General features: G+C 42.1%; 7 protein-coding genes and 1 pseudogene. 4 read left to right on the top strand and 4 right to left on the bottom strand.

The window, feature by feature from the left end:
- From BKE30_RS15000 to BKE30_RS15010, 3 genes are all read right to left on the bottom strand, one after another.
- Nucleotides 1-344, bottom strand: a 344-nt coding sequence (locus BKE30_RS15000) for a hypothetical protein (RefSeq protein WP_143253804.1), incomplete at its 3' end; no start/stop codon positions are given.
- An 11-nt stretch (nt 345-355) separates the two neighbouring features.
- Nucleotides 356-1,048: a recombinase family protein gene (locus BKE30_RS15005; RefSeq protein ID WP_143253805.1), complete on the bottom strand. Its 693-nt coding sequence runs from the start codon at nt 1,046-1,048 to the stop codon at nt 356-358.
- A gap of 2 nt (nt 1,049-1,050) precedes the next feature.
- The gene (locus BKE30_RS15010; RefSeq protein WP_143253806.1) at nt 1,051-1,599 is read right to left on the bottom strand and encodes a DUF7673 family protein; all 549 of its coding nucleotides are present in this window, start codon (nt 1,597-1,599) and stop codon (nt 1,051-1,053) included.
- A gap of 293 nt (nt 1,600-1,892) precedes the next feature.
- Between BKE30_RS15010 and BKE30_RS15015 the strand changes: the two genes are divergently transcribed.
- Genes BKE30_RS15015 through BKE30_RS15025 form a run of 3 tightly spaced genes read left to right on the top strand, consistent with a single transcriptional unit; the run spans nt 1,893 to nt 5,223 of the window.
- The gene (locus tag BKE30_RS15015) at nt 1,893-3,158 is read left to right on the top strand and encodes a KfrB domain-containing protein (RefSeq protein WP_076879376.1); all 1,266 of its coding nucleotides are present in this window, start codon (nt 1,893-1,895) and stop codon (nt 3,156-3,158) included.
- 19 nt (nt 3,159-3,177) lie between these two features.
- Nucleotides 3,178-4,134, top strand: a complete 957-nt coding sequence (locus tag BKE30_RS15020) for a hypothetical protein (protein WP_076879377.1) — start codon at nt 3,178-3,180, stop codon at nt 4,132-4,134.
- A gap of 48 nt (nt 4,135-4,182) precedes the next feature.
- The gene (locus tag BKE30_RS15025; protein ID WP_076879378.1) at nt 4,183-5,223 is read left to right on the top strand and encodes a KfrB domain-containing protein; all 1,041 of its coding nucleotides are present in this window, start codon (nt 4,183-4,185) and stop codon (nt 5,221-5,223) included.
- Nucleotides 5,224-5,475: 252 nt separating this feature from the next.
- Here the strand turns inward: BKE30_RS15025 and BKE30_RS15030 are convergent, their stop codons facing one another.
- Complete coding sequence (locus BKE30_RS15030; protein WP_034280378.1) at nt 5,476-6,138, bottom strand: Abi family protein; 663 nt, start codon at nt 6,136-6,138, stop codon at nt 5,476-5,478.
- A gap of 310 nt (nt 6,139-6,448) precedes the next feature.
- Here BKE30_RS15030 and BKE30_RS15035 point away from each other — a divergent pair.
- Nucleotides 6,449-6,630: pseudogene (locus BKE30_RS15035) on the top strand (hypothetical protein); the annotation flags it as partial.

Here is a 6,630-nt window from a genome sequence, read left to right on the forward strand (position 1 = left end):
ATTAGAAATAGCCCCCTTTGTATCTTACTTTCTTTCCAGCCATGTACCATGCCTATGACTAACAAGCCAAATATTGCAAAAAGAATAGATAAAGTAGTTAAGATGATATGGCTTAGCTTGCCTAAACTTATATTGATTGGGAAGTCATCTAGGGTTGGACTGGTTTGCATTAGTGGGAATAATTCAACGCCTTTACAAATTGCAAAAAGGAAGAAAGCAATTAGAGAAAGGCTAAATATCAATTTCTCAAAAAAACTTGCTGTATTGCCTTTGGTCATCACAGAGATACCAAAGATTAAATACATTATTGCGCCCAATAATTGAAGCTCATTGATAGCATCCATTGGATTAATTCCTAAGCTTTAATTGCTATAGTATTGTTTGAATCGGCCTGAATATCTGACAGCTTCTTTTCTTCAATTTCCTGTTGCTTGATCTTTTTGATATAACGCCAGATGGTTTGATAATGAACCTGATATTTAGCAGTTAGTTCTTTTGGTGTTAAAACATCTTTATCAGTTTTTAGCTCAGCGAGTTGTGCATCGGTTAAGGCAGGTTTGCGGCCTTTATATTTGCCCTTTCGCTTGGCAACGGCAATTCCTTCACGCTGGGCTTCCCGGATTAAAGCCCGTTTGAATTCTGCCACAGCGCCCACCACATGAAACAGGAATTTATCCATAGGGTTGTCGCTATTTGCCGTGAAAGTGATATTTTCCTTATTAAATTTTACAGTAACCCCTTTGCCATTTAAGGTTTTAACTATATTGATCAGGTTTTCCAAGTCACGCGCCATGCGATCCATACTATGAACCAGTACCGTATCACCTTCGCGCACGTACTCTATTAGTTCATCCAGTGCCGGTCTATTTTTTTTGGCACCACTGATTTTGTCTGTAAAAACCTTATCCAGTTTTAACCCGACCAGTTGACGTTCTGTATTCTGGTCTACACTGGATACCCGGATATAACCCACTGTCTGGGTTTTAGCATTGTGATTGATGACTTCCTCAATATCGACGGTTTGATCATCCTGCGCGTGCTTGACCATAATTAATTTAGTTCCTCAAAATAGAAACCCTGGGCTTTATGGTGACCATCGAATTCATTGTCATAGCCGAACTGCCACTGTAAATTCTTTTTTGAAAATGCCTGGTGAGGATTGGAGCTATTTTTTTCTATACAGGCTTTTGCGCCTGCCTTGTAGGTCAGATCAATAATATAGCTATGGCCGTCAATAATGATTTCTCGCGGGATAGGCTTTGACGCTTGTTTCTTTAAAATACGATAGGTGAGTTTTTCTAAATCACTGACCTTGATACCTAGATAATCAAAAATTTCTTGCCTGGCATTATATTCAAGATGAATGACGGATATGCAATCCATCAGGGTACGGGGCTGTAGCTCCTTTAGGAACTGTAGATTAAAAAGGCATTTACTTCCTTTATAAAAGTTGACGATGAAAAGCCCAGTAATGTATGCCTCTCTGCCTTCGCCCTGGGCTATATCGTATAACCTTTCTAATGCCGGTATCCCTGCATCATGTGAGGTTTTCTCATAAAGCTTCAGATAAGCAGGACTATTGTAATAAGCAGTCATCATTAATTACCTTTAATCATCGTATCTTGCCCAGCATGTCGCATTTTGCATCGTTCTCATCTATTTAAATTATGACAATAATCAAAATTTGGTGCTTAGCCCAAATATGAGTGTTTATTGCACATTATATAACACCAAAATAGGGACTTCAAAGTTAATTAATAACTAAATTAGAAAATAACCCTATTGTTATATGTTTATTCTTGTTTAATTTTATAACAATAGGGTACACCCTATTGTTAGTATTTAACGACATGATATAATTGTTGTCAAGAAAAATACAAACAGGTTAGACAGTGGTTTTAGCAATTAATAAGTTGGCGCTTGGCGGCGATGAGGAAAAATTAAAAGTTCAAGCGGCAGTGATTGACCGGGCAAAGAAAGACGGCCAAAAAATTATTGACCAGTATAAACAGCATCCCCGTACTTTTGGCGGTCGCTATATTTGTTCAGATATGTTTAAGGAAATGTTTCCTGAATTTTCCCAGTCACCCGCCACACGCAACAAGTTCAATAATGCAGTGCATAATACGGCGGCAACACTGGCCGCAGAGCATTTTAAGCAAACCATGCGTCAGACTGGAGCTGAAGGGCAAGATACCGTGATTTTTCTAACCGGTTCACCGGGTGCGGGAAAAACGTCCAGTGTGGTCAGTAACATGCAGCTACCGGCAAACGTCAAGGCTGTATATGAGGGCCAGCTCGTCAATGCAACAGATAAAAGCACACTCGATAAGTTTCAACAGGTCATCAACAGCGGTGCAAAGATTGAAGTGATTGCAGTTCATGCACTACCGGAGAATGCGTTAGAGAATACCTTTAAACGGTTTAATGATCCGAATGATGGACGGGGAGCCAGTATCGGGACAATGGCCAGGATTCAGGGTAATACGGCTGAAGGACTAGAAAAATTACATGATTTTTTTGGTGACAGGATTAATCTAAGGGTATTAGATGTTAGACAGCAAGGTAATGCAGTACCCTTAAAAGGTTGGCAACACTTAAATGTACTTAAATCAGAGGGTAATGAGCATGACATTAAGCAGCGACCTGAAAAACACTTACTCAAGCATTGGCAACAAGGAGCAATTACAAATGAATGTTTTGAACAAGCCGCCGGTGGAAAGGCAGAATTCCACAGACTCACACGAGGAACAGATGGACAATCTGCTGGACACAATGGCGGCCAACTTGAACCGCATGAGCCAGGACGAAAATTACCGCAAGGAAGTGGCAGCCAGGGCGACAACCCCACAAGACAGCAGCAAGAAGCAATCTTAAAGCTTAGAGCCGTTGCCTTACACGTTGGTGCAGACGTCAGGCCGCAAATGCCTGGCGAGACCAAGGGTAAGATCGTGGCGGAAACCAGTGGTTTTATCTTGCAGCGCTTAGGCAAGAGCAGTAAGTTTTTTATGGTTCACGATAAAGCATCACTGACCACAGTTCCCCGGATCGACGATGAGGTAAAAATACTGCATCGTAAAGACCCTAATCAAAAGGCCAGGGTAGAGCTGGTTAGCCAGACCCAATCACAGAGCCAAAATAAAGGCCGTACCCGATAATTTTTAGAATGGTAAAATAATGAGTTTACTTAATATTGTTGAAAATTTTGCGGTAACTTCAATTTGCTTTAGTCCTGATGGTGAGCGACTGGCCACAGCCGGTTATTCCACAACGGAACTTAATATCTGGCAGCTTGGTCAGAATCCCCAGAAAATTGTCATACTTGATTTAGCTGATACTCAAAATCCGGTCAATTCAATTAGTTGGAGCCAGAATTATTTATCAGCGATTGCCAATACTGCCCAGGAAATTTTTATCTTTGATCAGCAATTTAACAAGATAAAGACCTTAACCAAAGGCATTAGCCGCGAGATTCTGGTTAACCAGTTTAACCACAACGGCCGTGAGCTGCTGGTCGCCACAAGACGGCCATTAAACCAGACCCTAAAAAAACAGGGGTTAACGGCTGTTCCTGATATTGTGATTTACACCACGCCAAACTGGAATAGCCAGGCCTTTGAAAGTGGCTTTTACATCTTTGGTGCGAGCTGGTTGAGCGATCTAGTGGTGGTTGCCGGTAATGACCGTGCGAATGAGCACCACTTTTCAGTTGCAGTTTTTAATCCGGCCACTGGCCAGCAACATAAAATCAGTCTGGGTGCGCCTGCTGATGAAGCACGCCTAGCGGTATTTAAAGATAAGCATAAGATTGGTGTCACCTTTAAAGTGAATAATGACAGTGCCGGGACGTTTGAAAGTCATTTTTATGTGCTGCATTATAATAAGGACACCGGCAACTTTCAGGTTTTGCATTCAGCAACCCTGTCTAGTCCTGACCAGTTCGTTAATGTGGCCTTTACCACTGACTATACCATTTTAGACACCTATATTAATGGCCAGTCCAGGGCTGAAAGCCTGGACGCTTTAGGCAATATGCAGCATGAGCAAACCTTCCAGTATCCAACCACATTTGGACTGGCCACTTATGATGCGATTACGGCCATTGGTACGGATCATTACGTGGTATTTTTCTAATACCACCACCTGACCTTATATCGCTTACCCTTCTTTAGACTTATTATTATGGCCAATATCAAGCAGCTCATCGAAGCCAACAAGAACAGCTATGCACGTCTACGCAATCCCGGATCAGACACGCTTGAGGAGCTGAAGAACTATAATGTGGTTAAGTACGCAATGGATGAGCGTAGTGATCATGGCGGACTGGCCTATTACAATCCTGAAGATAAAACCCTGATTGTTGCGCATCGAGGCAGTGAAACCCGGCGTGACTGGCTAGTGACTGATGTTCAGATTGCAGTGGGTGTTAAGGAAACCTTGGCAGATATGGCCGCCATGCGCTTTACGGATTCTGTGATTGAGAAGCTGGATCGCAATGGCCATGATATTGATTTGATCGTACAGACTGGCCATTCCAAGGGTGGACGGGAAAGCCAGATGTGCGTTAAAAAGCTGGTAGAAACCACAGATATTGAATGTATTGGCATGACGTTCAATGCTGCCCGGATTCATGGCAAGCAGAAAAATAAGGATATAGATTATCCTAGTGTAAATTTAAGGGTAACCGGGGGATCGGCCTTTTCAACTGATGTCGTCAGCTCGTTTGGCCAGCAGCTTGGCCACAATATTGATGTAACACTACCCAATGTGAAAAACTTTATCCAGGCGCATAAGTTGTCCACCTTTGACAGTATGATTGAAACCTATCCTGAGCTTAGCAACATGGACATTAAGGACGTGATGCGTGAAATTAAAAAGGGTGTCCAGCTTGCGTCCATCGAGCAAGGCTACTCTGGGCACCAGCAGAACAATAGTCCACAGGATGTAAAAAGCCTGATTAATCACTTAACCGGCACGCCGGAAATCCGCACGGCCACACCAGGAATAGTCACTAAAGGGCAGATAGTGGCTCACACCCAAACCCAGGTTGTTCAGCAGCTTGGTGAGAACAGCAAATTTTTCATGCTACATGATAAGGCCACCTTATCGCGTATTCCTGATATTGGGACGAATGTTCAAATTAAGCACAACAAGAATTCAAGCCTGAAGGCCGGTGTAGAACATCTGGCACCGCAGCAATTTCCCAAAAAAATGACGAGATAAAGCAACCTAAGATCCGCACTAGATTTTCATTGAGCTTAACGTAAAGTTTTTCGTAGAGCGCGGTATTACTTTGATTTATTAGCAGCTTGGAAAATATTCTTTTTGTGATTAATAAAATTTCAATGCATTGCTTCAAATTAGCGTTTCTCTTTAAGCATTGATCTAAGCTTGATTAATGATATTCATGCTTATTATTAATTAGGCTTAATACAAGTAGGCAGCCAGCATACTCTGGGGTAGGCAAAACCAGCGCTATGGTTTTTTGGCTATCGTTTCAAGAGCGGTTTGATTGTCGCTTAGCCAAGAGGCTGTTATCTCACAACGAAATCTCACCAGTTCTATTATTTTATGATAATCATCAGCTAATGCTCGATTAAAAATAGGTTCATGATGGGCAATTCGATTTCTCAAATATCGAATTTGATCAAGATACTGGTAAATCATTGTGCGTCGTTCTGTTATGGTTTTTGCTACATCCATATTGGGTAGTACGCTAGTGAGATAAGGAATCCATAGACGTTCATCATAACGTTGAGTAAACATTTTTTGCCAGAACACAAATTTAAGTTCCGGGATAACTTTCCCTGTAGCCTGAGTACTTCGTCGTGCATTCATCAGATCCCTGCGTGGACTGTACCCAATGCGCGGGTCGGGTAAGCTTCTTTCAAAAACTGTTGCCCAAGGCCACTGGGTTCCATAAACAGATTCTAAAGCAGCGGCAACAGCATTACGGATCACTACCTCACAAAGATGTAACGGCGTTAGTAACGCTCCGGACACTTGTGCATTCCATGCATAAAGGTGCAAAGCTGCCAGCTCATCAACATTTGCTGTCCCAATGGCCGTTTCATAGGTTGCAATTCGCGCTGGAGAGATTGCTGTTTTTATGGCATTAATCATTGCTTGGTTTGACATGTGTAGTATTAACTGTATAATAAAGGCACTAGCTATAGGACTTGCGGGCGAAAGCCTCCCCCTGTAGACGTACGATAGTATATGAAAAAACCCGCTTTTTGCGGGTTTTTTCTTGTCGTTTTAACATGAAATTTATTCTAAAAAATAGATACATAGCCATGTGCGTTTGGTACGAAAAGTGTGGCTAATAATCAAATCGCATAAGACATTATGGGTTAAACTCGTATGATCCCAACCTAATTCATCGTGATTTGATCTTGATGATATGACAATAATGCCGTCAAGCCCGCTGATTAAGCAATTAAAGCAGATGACTCATCCCATACTGAGTTCATTTCGTTTGTTTCTTCGGGTGAAAAGTATTGCAGCCTCGTCTTGTGGTCATACCTTTGCCTATGGCATTGACCTCAATACTGATGAAATCATTAAGGTCCGGCTCAATACTGTCGATGAAGGCGTTGACGATTTAATGCAGGCCAGACAGATGAGCCG

Origin of the sequence: Alkanindiges hydrocarboniclasticus (assembly GCF_001982605.1) — a bacterium.
Classification (GTDB): Bacteria; Pseudomonadota; Gammaproteobacteria; order Pseudomonadales; family Moraxellaceae; genus Alkanindiges; species Alkanindiges hydrocarboniclasticus.

Coding starts and splice junctions, on each gene's coding strand:
- BKE30_RS15030 (WP_034280378.1), bottom strand. CDS start 6,138: ATGTCAAACCAAGCAATGATTAATGCCATAAAAACAGCAATCTCTCCA.
- BKE30_RS15025 (WP_076879378.1), top strand. CDS start 4,183: ATGGCCAATATCAAGCAGCTCATCGAAGCCAACAAGAACAGCTATGCA.
- BKE30_RS15020 (WP_076879377.1), top strand. CDS start 3,178: ATGAGTTTACTTAATATTGTTGAAAATTTTGCGGTAACTTCAATTTGC.
- BKE30_RS15005 (WP_143253805.1), bottom strand. CDS start 1,048: ATGGTCAAGCACGCGCAGGATGATCAAACCGTCGATATTGAGGAAGTC.
- BKE30_RS15010 (WP_143253806.1), bottom strand. CDS start 1,599: ATGATGACTGCTTATTACAATAGTCCTGCTTATCTGAAGCTTTATGAG.